Annotated in this window: 15 protein-coding genes; 7 read left to right on the top strand and 8 right to left on the bottom strand. The window is 73.0% G+C overall.

The window, feature by feature from the left end:
* Positions 1–462: 462 nt before the first annotated feature.
* Positions 463–1437 carry a carbohydrate kinase family protein gene (locus ACIGHB_RS14650; RefSeq protein ID WP_360313657.1) on the bottom strand — a complete coding sequence of 325 codons (975 nt, stop codon included), beginning with the start codon at positions 1435–1437 and terminating at the stop codon, positions 463–465.
* Between the two features lie 133 nt (positions 1438–1570).
* On the opposite strand from ACIGHB_RS14650, the gene ACIGHB_RS14645 reads away from it, so the two are divergent.
* Both ACIGHB_RS14645 and ACIGHB_RS14640 read left to right on the top strand, forming a co-directional pair.
* Entirely contained in the window at positions 1571–1777 is a 207-nt protein-coding gene (locus ACIGHB_RS14645) for a hypothetical protein (protein ID WP_360313659.1), read from the top strand.
* A 66-nt stretch (positions 1778–1843) separates the two neighbouring features.
* Positions 1844–3316 carry a hypothetical protein gene (locus ACIGHB_RS14640; RefSeq protein ID WP_399913058.1) on the top strand — a complete coding sequence of 491 codons (1473 nt, stop codon included), beginning with the start codon at positions 1844–1846 and terminating at the stop codon, positions 3314–3316.
* An 83-nt stretch (positions 3317–3399) separates the two neighbouring features.
* Here ACIGHB_RS14640 and ACIGHB_RS14635 read toward each other — a convergent pair whose 3' ends face one another.
* Positions 3400–3756 (bottom strand): iron-sulfur cluster assembly accessory protein, encoded by a 357-nt coding sequence (locus ACIGHB_RS14635; protein WP_030758092.1) that lies wholly within the window; start codon positions 3754–3756, stop codon positions 3400–3402.
* Positions 3757–4003: 247 nt separating this feature from the next.
* Between ACIGHB_RS14635 and nadA the strand changes: the two genes are divergently transcribed.
* A complete protein-coding gene (gene nadA / locus ACIGHB_RS14630) occupies positions 4004–5185 on the top strand; it encodes a quinolinate synthase NadA (protein ID WP_399913055.1) in 1182 nt (393 codons plus the stop codon).
* A gap of 99 nt (positions 5186–5284) precedes the next feature.
* On the opposite strand, the gene ACIGHB_RS14625 is transcribed toward nadA, so the two are convergent.
* From ACIGHB_RS14625 to ACIGHB_RS14605, 5 genes are all read right to left on the bottom strand, one after another.
* Positions 5285–8392, bottom strand: coding sequence for an efflux RND transporter permease subunit (locus tag ACIGHB_RS14625; RefSeq protein WP_360319198.1), 3108 nt, complete (start codon positions 8390–8392; stop codon positions 5285–5287).
* Positions 8393–8549: 157 nt separating this feature from the next.
* Positions 8550–9239 carry a response regulator transcription factor gene (locus tag ACIGHB_RS14620; protein ID WP_360319200.1) on the bottom strand — a complete coding sequence of 230 codons (690 nt, stop codon included), beginning with the start codon at positions 9237–9239 and terminating at the stop codon, positions 8550–8552.
* Positions 9236–10450, bottom strand: a complete 1215-nt coding sequence (locus ACIGHB_RS14615; RefSeq protein WP_360319202.1) for a sensor histidine kinase — start codon at positions 10448–10450, stop codon at positions 9236–9238. The genes ACIGHB_RS14620 and ACIGHB_RS14615 overlap by 4 nt, the downstream gene beginning before the upstream one ends.
* A gap of 126 nt (positions 10451–10576) precedes the next feature.
* Positions 10577–10855 (bottom strand): hypothetical protein, encoded by a 279-nt coding sequence (locus ACIGHB_RS14610; RefSeq protein ID WP_360319204.1) that lies wholly within the window; start codon positions 10853–10855, stop codon positions 10577–10579.
* 14 nt (positions 10856–10869) lie between these two features.
* A complete protein-coding gene (locus ACIGHB_RS14605; RefSeq protein WP_360319206.1) occupies positions 10870–11667 on the bottom strand; it encodes a PspA/IM30 family protein in 798 nt (265 codons plus the stop codon).
* Between the two features lie 327 nt (positions 11668–11994).
* On the opposite strand from ACIGHB_RS14605, the gene ACIGHB_RS14600 reads away from it, so the two are divergent.
* The 3 genes from ACIGHB_RS14600 to ACIGHB_RS14590 all read left to right on the top strand — a co-directional run bounded on the left by ACIGHB_RS14600 (position 11995) and on the right by ACIGHB_RS14590 (position 14714).
* Positions 11995–12597, top strand: coding sequence for a DUF3043 domain-containing protein (locus ACIGHB_RS14600; protein ID WP_360319208.1), 603 nt, complete (start codon positions 11995–11997; stop codon positions 12595–12597).
* A 65-nt stretch (positions 12598–12662) separates the two neighbouring features.
* Positions 12663–13439 carry a methyltransferase domain-containing protein gene (locus tag ACIGHB_RS14595; RefSeq protein WP_360319210.1) on the top strand — a complete coding sequence of 259 codons (777 nt, stop codon included), beginning with the start codon at positions 12663–12665 and terminating at the stop codon, positions 13437–13439.
* A 192-nt stretch (positions 13440–13631) separates the two neighbouring features.
* Positions 13632–14714, top strand: a complete 1083-nt coding sequence (locus tag ACIGHB_RS14590; protein WP_399913047.1) for a S1C family serine protease — start codon at positions 13632–13634, stop codon at positions 14712–14714.
* A 380-nt stretch (positions 14715–15094) separates the two neighbouring features.
* Here the strand turns inward: ACIGHB_RS14590 and ACIGHB_RS14585 are convergent, their stop codons facing one another.
* Positions 15095–15304 carry a hypothetical protein gene (locus tag ACIGHB_RS14585; protein ID WP_360319214.1) on the bottom strand — a complete coding sequence of 70 codons (210 nt, stop codon included), beginning with the start codon at positions 15302–15304 and terminating at the stop codon, positions 15095–15097.
* A 91-nt stretch (positions 15305–15395) separates the two neighbouring features.
* Here ACIGHB_RS14585 and ACIGHB_RS14580 point away from each other — a divergent pair, with 91 nt between their 5' ends.
* A complete protein-coding gene (locus ACIGHB_RS14580) occupies positions 15396–16598 on the top strand; it encodes a bifunctional adenosylcobinamide kinase/adenosylcobinamide-phosphate guanylyltransferase (RefSeq protein ID WP_360319216.1) in 1203 nt (400 codons plus the stop codon).
* Positions 16599–16653 lie beyond the last annotated feature (55 nt).

The following is a 16653-nucleotide window of genomic DNA, read 5'->3' as shown; positions in this document are numbered from 1 at the left end:
CGTTGTGGGCAATCGTTCCGCTGGGGCGATGGGGGTCCCCCCTGCTCGAGCGAAGCCGAGAGCTTGGGGGAGGGTGGGCACAACGGAACGGCACCGTTCGCGGGTGCCTCCGCTTCCGAGCCTGGACCCGCACCGGTACGGCGGCGTCGCACGGGGTGCGGGTTCAGGCGCGGAAAGCCTGGGCGCGGCCGAGCGCGCCGTCCCGTGTGCCCACCCGTCCCGCCCTGCGGGACGCCTGCCCACACGGGGGGCCGGGAGAGCGCGCCGTCCCGCAGGCCGCGCCCGGTGCGTAGGCCGGACCTGGGGGTGGGCTCCGCCCTGCGGGACGCCTGCCCACACGGGGGGGTGTGGCGGCAGCACAGCGCGCCGTCCCGCAGGCCGCGCCCGGGCGTAGGCCGGACCTGGGGGTGGGGCTCCGCCCTGCGGGACGCCTGCCCGCACGGGGGCGCGGGGGCGGGGCCGTCAGGAGAGGTGGGTGTGGACTTCTGTGGCGGCTTCCTCGCCGTACGCCTTCGTGAAGCGGTCCATGAAGTTGGCGCGGCGCAGCGTGTACTCCTGCGTGCCGAGCGTCTCGATGACCAGCGTCGCCAGCATGCACCCGACCTGCGCCGCCCGCTCCAGGGAAACGCCCCACTGGAGGCCCGTGAGGAAGCCCGCGCGGAAGGCGTCGCCGACGCCGGTGGGGTCGACCTTGGCCTCCTCCTCCGGGCAGCCGACCTCGATCGCGGGCTCGCCCACGCGCTCGATGCGGACGCCGCGCGAGCCGAGCGTGGTGACGCGGTGGCCGACGCGGGACAGGATCTCCTCGTCGGTCCAGCCGGTCTTCGACTCGATGAGGCCCTTCTCGTACTCGTTGGAGAAGAGGTAGGTGGCGCCGTCGAGGAGGACGCGGATCTCCTCGCCGTCCATGCGGGCGATCTGCTGCGAGAAGTCGGCCGCGAAGGGGATCTCGCGGGCCTTGCACTCCTCGGTGTGGCGCAGCATCGCCTCGGGGTCGTCGGCTCCGATGAGGACGAGGTCGAGGCCGCCGACGCGGTCGGCGACGGCCTTGAGCTCGATGAGGCGGGCCTCGCTCATGGCGCCGGTGTAGAAGGAGCCGATCTGGTTGTGGTCCTTGTCCGTGGTGCAGACGAACCGCGCGGTGTGCAGGACCTCGGAGATGCGGACGGAGCCGGTGTCGACGCCGTGCCGGTCGAGCCAGGCGCGGTACTCGTCGAAGTCGTAGCCGGCCGCGCCGACCAGGATCGGGTTGCCGCCGAGCTGGCCCATGCCGAAGCAGATGTTGGGGCCGACGCCGCCGCGGCGGACGTCCAGGTTGTCCACGAGGAAGGACAGGGAGACCGTGTGGAGCTGGTCGGCCACCAGCTGGTCGGCGAACCGGCCGGGGAAGGTCATGAGGTGGTCGGTGGCGATGGAGCCGGTGACTGCGATACGCACGGCTGGGCGCTCCTGCGGAATCAAGAGGGGGCTGACGTTCCACGGTATCCGCTGCGGGGCCCGCTGCCGAACAGTGGAAACTACCCCAGAGTAGGGCTTTTCTCCGGAGGCGGGTGGTGCATACGGTGCGCCCATGACCACGTACCCCGCTCCTCGCGAGCGACACGAGTCCGATCTGAGCCTCGCCGAGCTGCGCGGGGCCAGTGCCCGGATGGTCCCGCACTGGGTGACGCCGGCCGATCCGGCGCCCGCCCCGGTCTCGCCCGCCTCGATCCACGGGGTGGTCGTCCCGGACGCCTCGGCGCGGCTGATCGCGGCCACCGCCGAGTACGGCGGCTGACGGACGGAACCGTCCGCGCCCCCGCCCCGTCCCACCGGTGTCCGATCGACACGAGGGAGCGTTGCGGTGAGCGGTACGGAGAGCGGACGCGGACGCGGACGGCGGACCGCGCTCGTCGCCACGGTGGCGGCGGGTGTGGTGCTGGCCGGCGGCGGCGGGTTGTATCTGACCGCCTCGGGTGACGAGGGGGCCGGTACCGCGTCGCGGGCCGCGGGCGCGCCCGTGCCGCCGCCCCTGCGGCTCGGGGGCGGGAGCGGTGGCACGGGCCCGGACGCGGGGATCGCGCCGGGCGAACCGGACCCGGGCGGCGGCCCGAGCGGGACGGTCTACAGAGCCGAGGGCCCACTCCCCCAGGGGCCCTCGTCGGCCGCGGTCCACCGGCCGGAGGGCCTGGTCACCTCGGAAGAGGTGACCAGGCTGGCCGCGGTGCTCGGGGTCGAGGGGCGCCCGGCGCTGGTCGGGGACGTGTGGACGATCCGGCCCGAGAAGGACGGCCAGGGGCCGCGCCTCGACGTGTCGCGGCAGGCGCCGGGGAGCTGGACGTACTCCTGGTACGACGGCGGTCCGGCCGGCGACAGCTGTCTGAAGGGCAGGGCGTGCCCGCCGCCGGGCGAGGCGAAGCCGCCGGCCAAGGGCAGCCCGGTGAGCGAGGCCGCGGCGCGGGCGGCCGCCGCGCCGGTGCTGAAGGTGCTGGGGCAGGACGACGCCAAGGTGTCGGCGACGCAGGTCATGAACGGTTCGGTGCGGGTGGTGAACGCCGAGCCGGTGGTCGGCGGGCTGCCCACCTACGGCTGGTCGACGGGGCTGCACATCGGTCCGGACGGGCGGCCGGTCGCGGGCAGCGGGACGCTGAAGGAGCCGGTGAAGACGGAGACGTACCCGGTGGTATCGGCGGAGCGGGCGCTGGCGAAGCTGAACGAGGAGTCGAAGGGGACCGGCCCGATCGGGATCGGCGGCTGTGCGACGGCGCCGCCCGCCGGGGAGCCGCAGGCGCCGGGCGAGCCCGGGAAGGACGCGCCCTGTCAGACGGTCGTGGACCTGGCCGCGCCGCGCGAGGTGCCGGTGACGAGTGCGGTGCTCGGCCTGGCGGCGACGGACACGGCGGACGGCCGGGCGCTCGTGCCGGCGTGGCTGTTCACCGCCGACCCGGCGGACTCCGCGCCGTACACGGTGACGTCGACGGCGGTGGCGCCGGAGTACGTGGTGCCGCCGGCGACGCCGTCCCCGGTGCCCACGCCCAGCGTGGAGGAGCCGGCCGAGGGGACGGAGCCGGTGCGGCGGATCGAGTCGTTCACGGTGCGGCCCGACGGGCGGACGCTGGCGCTGACCTTCTGGGGCGGGGTGTGCAGCACCTATACGGCGCACGCGGCCGAGGACGCGCGCCAGGTGCGGGTGCGGATCGACGACAAGCCGATCGATCCGGACCGGGTGTGCATCCTGGTCGCGAAGGAGGTCACCGTGGAGGTGGAGCTGGAGGCTCCGCTGGGTGACCGGCCGGTGGTGGACGCGGTGAGCGACGAGGCGCTGCCGCGCCGGTAGGGCTCAGGGGTACGGAAAAGGGCGATGGCCCGGGAGGTCGGTCTCCCGGGCCATCGCCCTCCGGTCGCCGCTGGCGCGACGGCCTAGCTGAACGAGTCGCCGCAGGCGCAGGAGCCGGTGGCGTTCGGGTTGTCGATCGTGAAGCCCTGCTTCTCGATGGTGTCGACGAAGTCGATGGAGGCGCCGCCCAGGTACGGGGCGCTCATGCGGTCGGTGACGACCTTGACGCCGTCGAAGTCCTTGACGACGTCACCGTCGAGCGAGCGCTCGTCGAAGAACAGCTGGTAGCGCAGGCCGGAGCAGCCGCCGGGCTGGACGGCGACGCGCAGGGCCAGGTCGTCGCGGCCTTCCTGGTCGAGCAGAGCCTTGACCTTGGCCGCGGCGGCGTCGCTCAGAAGGATGCCGTCGGTGACGGTGCTGGTCTCGTCCGATACGGACATCTACATCTCTCCCGGGTTGGTACGGAGACTGCTTGCCGACGGTTGAAACCGGCGGTGCCCCGGATTCATTCCGGGTCGAGTGGGATTTCCCGCGGGATTCCCTCCTTCATGCTCGCACACCCTGTCCAGAGACGCGGAAGGCGAATTCGTCACATCGACACTATGGCCATCGTCAGGATGACGTGAAGGGGTTATGATAGATAGCGTCATTTAGACGAAAAGGTTCCCCGAAGAAAGGGTGCGTGACGTGACCACCGCCCAGACCCCCCTGGACGTCCAGCCGACGCCGCTCGCCCTCCTGCTGCTCGGCCGCGAGGCCGACCCCAAGAGCGAGCGCGGCGTGGAGTGTCCCGGCGATCTGCCCTCTCCCTCCGACCCCGACCTGGTGGAGCGTGCCCGCGCGGCCAAGGAGAAGCTCGGGGACAAGGTCTTCGTCCTCGGCCACCACTACCAGCGCGACGAGGTCATCCAGTTCGCCGACGTCACCGGTGACTCCTTCAAGCTCGCGCGTGACGCCGCGGCCAAGCCGGAGGCGGAGTACATCGTCTTCTGCGGCGTGCACTTCATGGCCGAGTCGGCCGACATCCTCACCGGCGACGACCAGAAGGTCGTGCTGCCGGACCTGGCGGCCGGCTGCTCGATGGCCGACATGGCCACCGCCGAGCAGGTCGCCGAGTGCTGGGACGTGCTGACCGAGGCCGGGATCGCGGACATCACCGTGCCCGTCTCGTACATGAACTCCTCGGCCGACATCAAGGCGTTCACCGGCAAGCACGGGGGCACGATCTGCACCTCGTCCAACGCCGAGCGGGCGCTGAACTGGGCCTTCGAGCAGGGCGAGAAGGTCCTCTTCCTGCCGGACCAGCACCTGGGCCGCAACACCGCCGTCCGCGACATGGGCATGTCCCTGGACGACTGCGTGGTCTACAACCCGCACAAGCCGAACGGCGGGCTCACCGCCGAGCAGCTGCGGGCCGCCAAGATGATCCTGTGGCGGGGTCACTGCTCGGTGCACGGCCGCTTCTCGCTGGATTCGGTCGAGGACGTGCGCGCCCGCATCCCCGGCGTGAACGTGCTGGTCCACCCCGAGTGCAAGCACGAGGTCGTGGCCGCCGCGGACCACGTGGGCTCGACCGAGTACATCATCAACACCCTGGAGGCGGCCCCGGCCGGCTCCAAGTGGGCCATCGGTACGGAGCTGAACCTGGTCCGGCGTCTGGCGAACCGTTACGCCGACCAGGACAAGGAGATCGTCTTCCTCGACAAGACGGTCTGCTTCTGCTCGACCATGAACCGGATCGACCTCCCGCACCTGGTGTGGACGCTGGAGTCGCTGGCCGAGGGCAACCTGGTCAACCGGATCGAGGTCGACAAGGAGACGGAGTCGTTCGCCAAGCTCGCGCTGGAGCGGATGCTGGCTCTGCCGTAACGGTTCCCCGGAGCGGTACGCCGCGCTGCCGCGTACGCCCAACCGGTCCGTACGCCGAAGGGGCGCCCCCACCACCGTGGGGGCGCCCCTGCGCGCGTGCTAGGCGTTCACCGGTTCCTTCTGCGGCGGGACCTCGGCGCTCCCCGCCCTCTTCGCCGCCTTCTTCGCCGCGCGGCGCTCCTTGCGGAGTTCGACCATCGCGTAGAGCGTCGGGACGAGGAGAAGGGTCAGCACGGTCGAGGTGATCAGACCGCCGATCACGACCACGGCGAGCGGCTGGGCGATGAAGCCGCCCTCACCGGTGATGCCGAGGGCCATCGGGAGCAGGGCGAAGACGGTCGCGAGCGCGGTCATCAGGATCGGGCGGAGCCGGTGCCGGCCGCCCTCGATCACCGCCTCGACGACGCCGTACCCCTGGGCCCGGTACTGGTTGATCAGGTCGATCAGCACGATCGCGTTGGTCACCACGATGCCGATGAGCATCAGCATGCCGATCATCGCCGGCACGCCCATCGCGGTCCCGGTGGCGACCAGGAGACCGATGGCGCCCGTGGCGGCGAACGGGATGGAGACCAGCAGGATCAGCGGCTGGATCAGCGACCGGAAGGTCGCGACGAGCAGCATGAAGACGATCGCGACGGCCGCGAGCATCGCCAGGCCGAGGTTGACGAACGCCTCGTCCTGGTCCTCGGAGACACCGCCGATGGAGGCGGAGGCGCCCTCCGGGAGGTCGAGCTTGTCGATCTTCGCCTGGAGCGCGGTGCCGACGGCGCCGGTGTTGTCCGTGGTCGGCTTGGCCGTGATCGTCGCCGCGCGCGCCCCGTCGATCCGGGTCATGGAGACCGGGCCGGGGACGAGCTCCACGGTGGCGATGTCGCCCAGCTTCACCGGGCCCAGCGGCAGCGCCTTCAGCTCGGCGAGGGTGGTGGCCGGGGCGGCCGAGGTGATGAGGACGTCCCGCTCGGCGTCGTCGAGGGTCGCCTTGCCGGCCGGGGTGCCGCGGACGGCCTGGGCGACGATCATGCCGAGGGAGGCGCTGTCGAAGCCGGCGTCGGCCGCCTTCGCGTTGGCCTTCACGGAGATCCTCGGCACCGACTGGGAGAGGTCGCTCTGGACGTCGCTGACGTCCTTCAGCTCCGCGACCGCCTTCTGGACCTGGTCGGACGCCTTCTGGAGCAGCTCCCGGTCACCGGCCTTCACGACCACGCTCAGGTCCTGGCTCGCGAAGCCGTCGCCGGCCGCGATCGAGGTGTCGCCGATGCCGTCGAGCTTCCCGAGGCCCGCCTCGATGGCGTCCCGGGTCTTCTCGTACGAGGCGGACTCGTCCAGGGTGACCTGGAAGGACGCCTGGTTGGCGCCGGTGCCGCCGCCGAAGGCCGCCATGAAGCCGGAGGAGCCGACGGTGACCTGGTAGTCCTTGACGCCCTCGGTGTCCGCGAGGACCTTCTCGACCTTCTTCGCGGCCTCGTCGGAGGCGTCCAGGCTGGTGCCGGGGGCCAGCTTCTGCTTGACGGTCAGGACCGGCTGGTCGCCCTGGTCGAAGAAGTTGGTCTTCATCAGCGGCGCCATGGCGAAGGTGACGACCAGGACGACGAGGGCGATGGCCACGCTGGTGAGGCGGCGGCGGGTGGCGAACCGCAGCACCGGCACGTACGCGCGCTGGAGCCGGCTCTTCGCCTCCTTCTCCTCGGCGAGCCTGCGGGCCTCTTCCGGGTCGCCCGAGGTGCCCTTGGGGGCGCGGAGGAACCAGTACGAGAGCACCGGGACGACCGTCAGCGACACCAGCAGCGAGGCCAGCAGGGCGGCCGTGACGGTGAGGCTGAAGGAGCCGAACAGCTCGCCGACCATGCCGCCGACCAGACCGATCGGCAGGAAGACGGCGACGGTGGTGAGGGTGGAGGAGGTGACCGCGCCGGCCACCTCCTTCACGGCGGTGACGATCGCGGACTGGCGGTCCTCGCCGTAGCCGAGGTGGCGCTTGATGTTCTCCAGGACCACGATCGAGTCGTCGACGACCCGGCCGATGGCGATGGTGAGCGCGCCCAGCGTCAGCACGTTGAGGGAGAGGTCGCGGGTCCACAGCACGATCAGGGCGAGGACGACCGAGAGCGGGATGGAGACCGCGGTGACCAGGGTCGAGCGGATCGAGGCGAGGAAGACCAGGATCACCAGGACGGCCATGACGAGGCCGAGGGCGCCCTCGGTGGTGAGGCCGGAGATCGACTTGGCGACGGCCGGGCCCTGGTCGGAGACGACGGTCAGCTCGGCGCCCGCGCCCAGCTGCTTCCGCAGCTCGGGGAGCTTCTTCTCGACGGCCTCGGAGATGGCGACGGCGCTGCCGTCCTTGTCCATGGTGGCCATGACGGCGAGGCTGGGCTTGCCGTTGGTGCGGGTCAGGGAGACCCGGGCGGACTCCTCCTGGGTGACGGTGGCGACGTCGCCCAGCCGGACCGCCTTGCCCTGGGCGGGCTTGATCCGCAGGTCCTGGATCTGCTGGAGCGAGGTGTAGCCGCCGCCGACCTGGACGGTGCGGCTCTTGCCGGCCTCGGAGAAGGATCCGGCGGGCATGACGGCGCCGCCGGACTGGAGGGCCTGGGCGAGGTTCACCGTGGTCAGCCCGGCCGCGGCGAGCTTCGCCTGGTCGGGGGTGACGGAGACCTGGAGGTCCTGGACGCCGTCGACGCTGACCTGGCCGACGCCGTCGATGTCCTCCAGGGCGGGGACGACGGTCCGCTCCAGCTGGTCGGCGAGCGCCTGCTGGTCCTTGTCGGAGGTGGCGGCGAGGACGACGGTCGGGATGTCGTCGGTCGAGCCGGCCACGACCTGCGGGTCGACCGTCTCGGGCAGCATGGCCCGGGCGCGGTTGACGGCCTGCTGGACGTCGGCGACGAGCTGCTTGGTGGACTCGTCCCCGAAGTCGAAGGAGGCCATGATGACGGCGCTGCCCTCGGAGGCGGTGGACGTGATGCCCTTGATGCCGTCGACGGCCTTGAGGTTGTTCTCCAGCGGCTCGACGACCTGCTTCTCGACCACATCGGGAGAGGCGCCCTGGTAGGGGGCGATGACCGAGACCATCGGGAGCTCGATCGAGGGGAACAGCTGCTGCTTCAGCTGGGGTATCGCGATCAGTCCGAAGACGATGGCGACGATGGACATCAGCCCGATCAGGGCCCGTTGCGCGAGGCTGAATCTGGACAGCCAGGACATGGGGTCTCTCTTCTGTGGCGTACTCGTCGGCAGGCGGCGGGCAGCCAGGAGCGCCCCCCAGCCCACAGCATCGGCCACCGGCGGGCGGATCGCGTCGGCCCCGGGGCGGGTCTGCGCCGGGGCGCGTACCGCGTCCGCAGTACGCCGCCGGGCGGGGTCACTCCCCCCTCGGGCGGACCAGGCCGGTCTCGTAGGCGGTCACCACCAGCTGGGCGCGGTCGCGGGCGCCGAGCTTGGCCATCGTGCGGTTGACGTGGGTCTTCACGGTGAGCGGGCTGACGTCGAGCCGTTCGGCGATCTCGTCGTTGGAGAGTCCGCCGCCGACCAGGACGAGGACCTCGCGCTCGCGGGCGGTGAGCGCGGCGAGCCGTCCGGCGTCCGTCGGGCCGCCCCCGGCGACGGGCGGCGGGGCGGCGCTCTGGGCGAGGAAGGTCGCGATCAGGCCCTTGGTCGCGGCCGGGGAGAGCAGTGCCTCGCCCGCGTGCGCGATCCGGATCGCGCCGAGCAGTTCGTCCGGTTCGGCGCCCTTGCCGAGGAAGCCGGAGGCGCCGGCGCGCAGCGACTCGACGACGTACTCGTCGATCTCGAAGGTGGTGAGCATGACGATCCGGACCTGGGCGAGCTCGGGGTCGGCGGTGATCATGCGGGTGGCGGCGAGGCCGTCGGTGCCGGGCATCCGGATGTCCATGAGGACGACGTCGGGCCGCTCCGCGCGCGCGAGGGCGGCGGCCTGGGCGCCGTCGGCGGCCTCGCCGACCACCTCCATGTCGGGCTCGGAGTCGACGAGCACCCGGAAGGCGCTGCGCAGCAGGGCCTGGTCGTCGGCGAGCAGTACCCGGATCGTCATCTGTCGTCCTCCCGTGCCTCCCAGACCGTCCCGAAGGGCAACGGCAGTATCGCCTGGACCCGGAAGCCGCCGCCGTAGCGGGGTGCGGCGGTGAGCCCGCCGCCGAGGGCGGTGACCCGCTCGCGCATGCCGAGCAGGCCGTGGCCGCCGGAGGGCTCGGAGACCGGCCCCGCGGACGGGGCGCCGTCGTCCAGGACGGTGATCTCGACCGTACGGCCCACGAGGACGACGCTCACCTCGGCGCGGGCGTCCGGTCCCGCGTGCTTGCGGACGTTGGTCAGGGCCTCCTGGACGATCCGGTACGCGGCGAGGTCGACGGCCGCCGGGAGCTGCCGCCCGCCGTCGGAGCGGGCCAGCGAGACGGGCAGGCCGGCCTTGCGGAAGCTGTCGAGGAGCCCGTCGAGGACGGCGAGGCCGGGGGCGGGCTCGGTGGGCGCCTCGGGGTCGCCGGACTGGCGGAGCAGGCCGACGGTGGCGCGCAGCTCGTCGAGGGCGGAGCGGCTGGCCTCGCGGACGTGGGCGAGGGCCTCCTTGGCCTGGTCGGGGCGCTTGTCCATGACGTGGGCGGCGACCCCGGCCTGCACGTTGACGAGGGCGATGTGGTGGGCGACGACGTCGTGGAGGTCGCGGGCGATCCGGAGCCGTTCCTCCGCGACCCGGCGGCGGGCCTCCTCCTCGCGGGTCCGTTCGGCGCGCTCGGCGCGCTCCCGGATGGCGTCGACGAAGGCGCGGCGGCTGCGGACGGCGTCGCCCGCGGCGGCGGCCATGCCGGTCCAGGCGAAGACCCCGAGGTTCTCCTGGGAGTACCAGGGGGTGGGGCCGAAGGCCATGGCGGCGAAGGCGAGGGCGGTCATGGTGGCGAGGCCGACCCGCCAGGTGGTGGGGCGGTCGGTGCGGGCGGCGACCGTGTAGAGGGCGACGACGGCGCTGATGGTGACCGGGGCGGGCCGGGTCTCGCCGAGCAGCTCGACGAGGGTGAGCCCGGCGGTGAAGGCGAGGACGACGAAGGGCCGGCGGCGGCGGAGCACCAGGGCGACGGCGGCGGCGGTCATCATCACGACGCCGAGCGGGGTGGGGGCGCGGTCGCCGAAGGTCGGCCCCGTGGCGCTGCCGTGGGGGTCGGTGAAGGAGGCCGCGATCATCGCGAGGAGTACGCCGAGGGCCAGGACGGCGTCGAAGGCGAGGGGGTGGTCGCGGAAACGTTCGCACAAGGGTGCTGCGAAGCCTGGTCCGGTGCGGGTCACCCCGAAACGGTACGGCGTGGTGCCGGGTGATCGGGCGGCGGGCGCCGTCCGGGCGGCCCCTCCGTCCCGTGGGGCGGAGGGGCCGGATCCGTGTCAGCCCGGGATGAGGCCGTCGTCCGAGAGCATCTCGCGGACTTCCGCGAGGGAGGCGTCGGGGGACGGGAGGATGAGCTCCGAGGGTTCGAGGGCGTCGTCCGGGAGGGGGGTGCCCAGACGGCGGACGGCGTCGAGGAGGGCGCCCAGCGTGCGCCGGAAGCCTTCCTCGTCGCCCGACTGCATCTCGTTCAGCAGCTCGTCGTCGAGCTTGTTCAGCTCGACGAAGTGGCTGTCGGCCAGCTCGAGCTGGCCCTCCCCCATGATCCGTACGATCATGACGCCGTCCTTGCCTACTGCTTGTCGAAGCGGGGGTGGGGCTGCTGCTGGTCCTGCTGCGCGGTGCCCGTGGCGCCGCCCTCCAGGGCCTGCTGCTGCGCCGAGGGGCCCCCGGCCAGCTCCGCCTTCATGCGCTGGAGCTCCAGCTCGACGTCGGTGCCGCCGGAGAGGCGGTCCAGCTCGGCCTGGATGTCGTCCTTGGCGAGGCCCGACTGGTCGTCGAGCGCGCCGGAGGCGAGGAGCTCGTCGATGGCGCCGGCGCGGGCCTGGAGCTGGGCGGTCTTGTCCTCGGCCCGCTGGATGGCGAGGCCGACGTCGCTCATCTCCTCGGAGATGCCGGAGAAGGACTCGGCGATCCGGGTCTGGGCCTGGGCGGCCGTGTAGGTGGCCTTGATGGTCTCCTTCTTGGTGCGGAAGGCGTCGACCTTGGCCTGGAGGCGCTGCGCCGCGAGGGTCAGCTTCTCCTCCTCCCCCTGGAGGGTCTGGTGCTGCACTTCGAGGTCGCTGACCTGCTGCTGGAGCGCGGCCCTGCGGGACAGCGCCTCGCGGGCGAGGTCCTCGCGGCCGAGCGCCAGCGCCTTGCGGCCCTGGTCCTCCAGCTTGGAGGACTGGCCCTGCAGCTGGTTCAGCTGGAGTTCCAGCCGCTTGCGGGAGGTGGCGACGTCGGCGACGCCCCGCCGCACCTTCTGCAGCAGCTCCAGCTGCTTCTGGTAGGAGTAATCGAGGGTCTCGCGCGGGTCCTCGGCCCGGTCAAGGGCTTTGTTCGCCTTCGCGCGGAAGATCATCCCCATACGCTTCATGACACCGCTCATGGGCTTCGCGCGCCCCCTTCTGACGGACTTGGCACCAGCTCTTCGTCAGGATCCACAGTACGGTCCCTGCCTCCATTACCGCACTGTTCGGAGCGGGATGCGCTCCTCCCCAAGGACGACTTGGGGGTCCTCCCGTCTCCGGCGGGAGGAGTAGACGGATCTCCGGGAGACCCTGGCGGCGGCCGTCCCCGTCTGCTCGATTCCCCCCGGATCCGGTACCGGATCCCGTGTGTCCCCGTGTGCGTACCGGTTACGACGCCGGCTGTGAGCGGATCGTTCCCTCCCGGACTGGGGTTCCATGCCCGCCACCCCGTACCCTTGGGTTTTGTGTTCCGTAGCCGTTCGAAGGATGAGAAGGCCCCCACCGAGAAGGTGACGGCGGACCTCTCCAAGCAGCCCCGCGACCCCGAGGCCCCCAAGGGCCGCCCGACCCCGAAGCGGAGTGAGGCCCAGACGCAGCGTCGTCGTGCGCAGTCCGTCCCGCTCGACCGCAAGGAGGCCGCCAAGCGCCAGCGTGAGGCGCGGCGAGCCGACCTGACGCGACAGCGCGAGGCGCTGAACAGCGGTGACGAGCGTTATCTGCCGGCCCGTGACAAGGGACCGGTGCGCCGATTCGTGCGCGACTTCGTCGACTCGCGTTTCGCGATCGCCGAGTTCTTCCTGCCGATGGCCGTGGTCATCCTGGTGCTGTCGCTCTTCGGCAACGCCAACCGCGCCCTCCAGAACATCTCGCTGCTGCTCTGGCTCGGTGTGATCGTCCTGATCATCATCGACTCGATCGGCATCTGGATCCGGCTGAAGAAGCAGCTCAACCAGCGCTTCCCGAACGAGTCGAAGCGCGGCGCGATCGCGTACGGCCTGATGCGCACGCTCCAGATGCGCCGTCTGCGGCTGCCGAAGCCGCAGGTCAAGCGCGGAGAGCGGCCCTGAGCGCGGACGGCTCGGCCTCCGGCGGCCATGCCTTCGGCACGGACGCCACCGGGACGGGTGGTCCTGTGCTGCCCGCCGTCGTCCACTGGCCCGCCGGTCACGGCGGGCTGCGCGACACCATCCGGCAGGAGATCGTCGCCCGGCAGGTCGACGAGCAGATAACCGGCCGCTACCCCGTGGGGCAGCGGCTGAGGATCCTCGACGCGGGGATGGGGGCCGGTACGCAGGCCCTGCGGCTGGCCCGGGCCGGGCACACCGTCACGGGCCTGGAGTCCGATCCCGAGCTGCTGAAGGCGGCCCGGGAGTCGCTGGCGACCGAGCCGGCCGGGATCCGGGAGCGGGTCCGGCTGATCGAGGGCGACGGGCGCGAGACCGGCGTCCACTTCCTGCCGGGCAGCTTCGACGTGGTCCTGTGCCACGGGGTGCTGATGTACGCCGACGAGCCGGACGCGCTGCTCGCGGGTCTGGCCCGGATGCTGGCCCCCGGCGGCCTGCTCTCCCTGGTGGTACGGAACGCGGACGCCCTCGCCATGCGGCCGGGGCTCGCCGGGGACTGGACGGGCGCGCTGGCGGGCTTCGACACGGACGTCTACCAGGACGACGAGGGCGTGAAGGTGCGGGCCGACCGGCTGGACTCCCTGATGGCGACGCTCGCGGGGATCGCGGCGCCGCTGCACGCCTGGTACGGGGTGCGGGTCTTCACCGACGGCGTCCCCGCGGAGGCGGGCCTGCCGGCGGCGGAGGAGCTGGAGCGACTGCTCGCCGCCGAGGAGCGGGCGGGCCGGACCGATCCGTACCGGCGGGTGGCGGCGCTGCTGCACCTGTGCGGGGTGCGGGGCTGAGCCCGGAGCGCGACGCGTGCGCTTCGCGCACGTACGACACTTCCCCTACGGCCGGGGGCCGGGGCGCCGACGCGGCGCGCTGGCCCCCGCGTTTCTTTCCCCGGCCCCTCCCCTGCCCCGTCCGGTGCGGGGTACGCCTGATCGGCGGCGCCCGCCGGGACGGATGAAAGGTGCGGAACGGATACTCCGGACATGGATGTCTCCCGCGCCCCTCGGGGTCGTGCCCGCCGTCTCGCCCTTCCCCTCGCCGCGGGCGTCTGCGCCGCCGCCGTACTGACCGCCGGCTGCTCCGCGGACTCCGGGCCGTCCGCCGCGGCCGGGCGGACCACCGCGCAGGCGGCGCCGCGCGCCGCCAACGAGCTCCAGGACGACTACCAGGCCGTGATCAAGGACGTGCTGCCGTCCGTGGTGCAGATCGACGCCTCGGAGGGGCTGGGTTCCGGGGTGGTCTACGACGACCGGGGGCACATCGTCACCAACGCGCACGTGGTCGGCGAGGAGCGGGCCTTCCGGGTCACCGCCGCCACCGGCGGGCAGCCGGTGGCGGCCCGGCTGGTCGCCACCTATCCGGAGCAGGACCTCGCGGTGATCCGGCTCGAGTCGGTGCCCGACGGGCTGAAGCCGGCCCGCTTCGGCGACTCGGCGGCGGTCGAGATGGGGCACATCGTGCTGGCGATGGGGTCGCCGCTCGGCCTGTCCGGCAGCGTCACCCAGGGCATCGTCTCCGCGACCGGCCGCACGGTCAGCGAGGGCCGGAACGGCGGCGGCACCGGCGCCACGATCGCCAACATGGTGCAGACCTCGGCGGCGATCAACCCCGGCAACAGCGGGGGCGCCCTGGTGGACCTGGACGGGCAGGTCATCGGCATCCCGACGCTCGCGGCGACCGACCCGGCGATGGGCGGCGGTTCCGCGCCCGGCATCGGCTTCGCGATCCCGGCGTCGATGGTGAAGACCGTCGCCGACCAGATCATCAAGGACGGCAAGGTGACCGACTCGGGCCGGGCGGCCCTCGACATCACCGGCCGGACGGTCCTGAACGACGACTACGAGCCGGCCGGCGTGGCGGTGGTGGAGGCCGAGGCGGGCGGCGCGGCGGCGGAGGCGGGGCTGCGGGCGGGCGATGTGATCACCCGGCTCGCCGACGACGACATCACGACGATCACCTCCCTCGCGGAGTCCCTGGCGGCCCGCCGCCCGGGCGACGTCGTCTCCGTCTCGTACGTCCGGGGCACCGAGACCCGCAAGGCGGAGGTGACGCTCGGGGAGATGTGACGGGGCGGAGGGAGGGGGCGGGGTACGGGGAAGGGGCGGCGCGCGGGCGGGGGCGAGACCCGGTGGGTCCCGCCCCCGCCCGCCGGCGGCCGATGCCATCGGGCGACCGACGCCGTCAGGCAACCACTGCCCTTGGACGGCCGATGCCGTCAGACAACCGACGCAGTCGGGCGCAGCCATGCCGTCGGGCGGCGCCCTCGACGACCGCCCCTCAGACGACCACGCCGTCAGGCACGCGCGCTGCCTCGGACGAGCGTGCCGTCAGGCGGGACCGCCGCCCGCGGGCGAACGCGCCGGCGGGCGCGGGCGGCGGCCTCGGGTGCCACGTTTCCTCAGGCGGCCTTCGCCGTCGGGCGCCCGGTCCCGTCGAGCGCCGAGCGTCAGGCGCCCTCGGCGTTCAGGGGCATCGGGCCGTAGATCTTCGTGGTGTCCTCGGAGAGGGTCACCTGGTCCGCGCCGCCGGCGAGGAGGTCGCGCCAGTGCTCGCCGAGCCAGCTCTCGGCGTCGCCCTGGGTGGTGAACTCCTCCGGCGTCACCACCGGGGCGACCTCCGTGCCGTCGGACTTCTCGAAACGCCACGTCCATGCCATGTCCGCCTCCTGGGCTTCACCGGATGATCGGTTTCCTGCCCGCAGAGTAGCCGGGCGCGCACCGCGCGCGGGGGCGCGGGAGGATCAGTGCGTGGAACTGACTCTGCTCGGCACCGGCTCCCCGCTCGGCCTGCCCCGCCCCGACTGCCCCTGCGCGGTGTGCGCGCGCTCCCGCGGCACGCGCGCGCGTGCGGCGACCGCGCTGCTCGTGGACGGCGCTCTGCTGCTCGACCTCACCCCGGGGGCGGCGCTCGCCGCGGCCCGCGCGGGGCGTTCGCTGGTGGGGGTGCGGCAGGTGCTGCTGACCCATCCGCACGACGGTCCCGCGGTGGAGGTGCCGGCCGGGCTGCCGACGGCCGGGCGGGTGCCCGACGGACGGGAGTTGACGCTGATCAGCGGGCACCGGGTGCGGGCGGTGGCGATGGACTCGCCCGGCACCGGGTACGAGGTGGTGTCGGCGGACGGCGAGCGGCTGCTGTACCTGCCGCCGGGCGGGGCGCCCGCCGGGCTGCCGGAGAACCACCAGGAGCCGTACGACCTGGTGGCGGCGGACGTGACGGGGCGGCCGGACGCGCTGGCGCGGCTGCGGGCGACCGGCGCCGTGGGGCCGGGCACGGAGGTGATCGCCGTCCATCTGGACCACGACGCGCCGACCGGGGCCGAGCTGGACCGGCGGCTCGCGGCGGCCGGGGCGCGGGCGGTGCCGGACGGGACGGTGCTGTACCTGGGCGAGTACCACGAGCTGCCGGAGGTGCCGCGGCGGACGCTGGTGACCGGCGGGGCGCGGTCGGGGAAGTCGGTGGAGGCCGAGCGGCGCCTGGAGACCTTCCCCGAGGTGGTGTACGTGGCGACCGGCGGGACCCGGGAGGGCGACCCGGAGTGGGCGGAGCGGGTGGGCCTGCACCGGGAGCGGCGGCCGGGCTCGTGGCGTACCGAGGAGACCACCGACCTGGTGCCGCTGCTCGCCGGGGAGGGTCCGGCGCTGCTGATCGACTGCCTGTCGCTGTGGCTGACCGACGTCATGGACCGGGTGGGTGCCTGGGACGACGGCGTCTGGGAGGAGAGCGGGCGGGCGGCGCTGCGGGAGCGGACGGCGGAGCTGGTGGCGGCGCTGCGGGCGACCCGCAGGACGGTGGTGGCGGTGACGAACGAGGTCGGTTCGGGAGTGGTGCCGGCGACGGCGGCCGGGCGGCGGTTCCGGGACGAGCTGGGGCGGCTGAACGCGTCCTTCGCGGAGGAGTGCGAGCAGGTGGTCCTCGTGGTCGCCGGTCAGGCGCTGGTGCTGCGCGGGTAGGGTGCTGATCCCGATGGCCCCTGCCCGATCTCGCTGATGTCACAAGGCGGAACCC

The sequence above is a fragment of the Streptomyces sp. NPDC085460 genome (genome assembly GCF_044541975.1).
Classification (GTDB): Bacteria; Actinomycetota; Actinomycetes; order Streptomycetales; family Streptomycetaceae; genus Streptomyces.
Note: the sequence above shows the minus strand (reverse complement) of the source record. Positions and strands in the feature narration are given on the sequence as shown.